Source organism: Anaerolineales bacterium (assembly GCA_022866145.1).
Classification (GTDB): Bacteria; Chloroflexota; Anaerolineae; order Anaerolineales; family E44-bin32; genus PFL42.
Genome location: JALHUE010000443.1, coordinates 1 through 2297 on the forward strand (window position 1 = coordinate 1; position 2297 = coordinate 2297).

Annotated in this window: 2 protein-coding genes; both read left to right on the top strand. The window is 67.6% G+C overall.

Translation table 11 applies throughout. The features are described from left to right. The first annotated feature begins 336 nt into the window (after window positions 1–336). Window positions 337–1419 carry a hypothetical protein gene (locus tag MUO23_13170; protein MCJ7513901.1) on the top strand — a complete coding sequence of 361 codons (1083 nt, stop codon included), beginning with the start codon at window positions 337–339 and terminating at the stop codon, window positions 1417–1419. 192 nt (window positions 1420–1611) lie between these two features. Continuing rightward, the coding region (locus MUO23_13175) for an Ig-like domain-containing protein (GenBank protein ID MCJ7513902.1) at window positions 1612–2297 on the top strand (686 nt) is incomplete at its 3' end.

Sequence of the window (2297 nt, forward strand, 5' to 3'; positions counted from 1 at the left end):
CGAGGTTGGGTCGATTCTAGCATGCCGGGCACAGCGCCACAAGGCGTCGGCTCGCCAGCGGGGCGGGGCTCCGATCTCGCATCGATCCCTGGGATCGGCGCGCGCCCTGGCGGGGCTGCACCCCCACCGTCATGGAGGAACAACACGCTTCTGCGAGTGCCCCTCTAGCACTTGAGGGTCGTTCAGCCAACGGCCAAGGCTGAAGTACCCGCCCGCGGGGATCGGCCGTCCTGGCGCAATCCTCCAGGGTGCCAAATGCCCCATAGGATCGATCGCCCTGCCTTGGCCTGCGCCCATCGGCCATCGGCGCGGCCGCCTACATGATAAGCTTGCCGGATGGAGTCTACTGCTGCAGTCCGGGCGCTGCTGTTCCTGGGCGGCGCGTCGCTAGTTGTTGTGACACTGCGCTCGGCCGTCCGGACCTTCATTCTTCCCCGTGCTTCCAACACGCTGATCGCCCGTCTGGTCTTTCGTGCGGTTGGGTTCTTCTTCCGGCGGCGGGCGGTGCTGGCTCGCAGCTACGAGGCCCGCGACCGGGCGATGGAACTGTACGCGCCGGCGGCACTCCTGGTCTTGCCGGCGGTATGGCTGGTCCTGGTCGGCCTCGGCTATACGGGGATGTACGTAGGCCTGGGCGTGCCCTCGCTGGAGCAGGCGTTTTCCCTCAGCGGCTCATCGCTGCTTACGCTTGGGACCACACCACCCCAGGGAGCCTTCGTCACCCTGATGGTGTTCAGCGAAGCCGCCATCGGGCTGGCGCTGATCGCCCTGCTGATCGCCTACCTGCCGACGATGTACGCCGCCTTCTCCCGGCGGGAAGCGGCGGTCGCCATGCTCGAAGTGCGCGCCGGATCGCCGCCCTCGGCGATCACGATGTTCGAACGCCATCATCGGCTGGACCGGCTGGAGAAGCTCGGCGAGGTATGGACGGCCTGGGAGTCGTGGTTCGCCGACATCGAGGAAAGCCACACCTCGCTGGCGGCGCTGGTGTTTTTCCGATCGCCGCAGCCGCATCGCTCGTGGGTGACTGCGGCCGGCGCCGTGCTCGACGCGGCCTCGCTGGCCACTTCGACGCTCGATATCCCCCGCGATGTGCAGGCCGACCTTTGCATCCGCGCCGGCTACCTTGCTCTGCGCGAGATCGCCTCGTTCTACCGCATCCCCTTCGACCCCGATCCCCATCCCGGCGAGCCGATCTCGATCAGCCGGCCAGAGTATGAGGCGGCCTGCGACCATTTGGCGAGCCTCGGCCTGCCGTTGAAGGCAGACCGGGACCAGGCCTGGCGGGATTTCGCCGGCTGGCGCGTCAACTACGACACGGTGCTGCTGGGGCTGGCCCGCCTGACCGTGGCTCCATACGCACCCTGGTCATCGGACCGCTCGGCGATTGGCGCGGGCAGACCGCGACCGATATCTTGAAGCCGGCGTCCCCATCCTGACCGCTCCTCCCTCGGGCCCTGCGGGCACATCTCCGTTGGAAACGCCCAGCGTGAACTAGGAGACCGCCCCCGGCCGCTTGCTCGCCGTCGATGCCCACTCTACAATCAACCTGGGTCGCCCCTCGACGCGCGGCGCACTGCGCCAGGCTGGGCACCTCTGAGGAGGTCAACGATGGACACTCTCCCCTTCCCCAAGGTTGTCTGTGTTTGCCTCGGTCTTCTGTTCCTGTCAGCCTGCGCTTCATCCACCGCGACCCCGCAAGTCTGGATCGACGTTCCCATCGACGGGCTGAAATCCCCGCCGGGAGCCTCCATACAGGTCGAAGGGCACGCCGCGGCGCCGGGAGGCGTCGCGCGAGTCGAGGTCTGGGTCGACGGTCAGCTGCTGCAGACCATCGCCTCGCCGCTGGCCGAGGGACCCGTCGCTCGGTACGCGGTTGACTGGAGGGCTCCTGAGGCAGGCACCCACACCATCGAGGCCATCGCCTTCTCTGCCGATGGGGCGGCCAGCATTCCTGACCAGGCGCGTGTGATCGTCGCCGCCGTGCCTCCCACGGACACGCCGACCCCGGTCGCGACACCCACCTTCACCCCGTCGCCGACTCCGCCGACCGGCATCGAGTTCTGGGCCGACCCGGCCAAGATCGTTGCCGGCGCATGCACCGATCTTCGTTGGCGGGTCCTGAACGCCACGTCGGTCCGAGTGGGCGGGACGAATGTCGACCCGGAGGGCAAGTACAACACTTGCCTGTGTAGCAATGAGACCTACACCCTGACGGTAGTCCTCCCGGATGGCACCGAGGAAGAGCGCCGCGTGGACATCGAGGTCGAGGGCGAGTGTAAGACGCCAACGCCAGC

What these genes read in the sequence shown, in the direction of transcription:
- MUO23_13170 (MCJ7513901.1), top strand. Translation starts at nt 337, where the DNA reads ATGGAGTCTACTGCTGCAGTCCGGGCGCTGCTGTTCCTGGGCGGCGCG.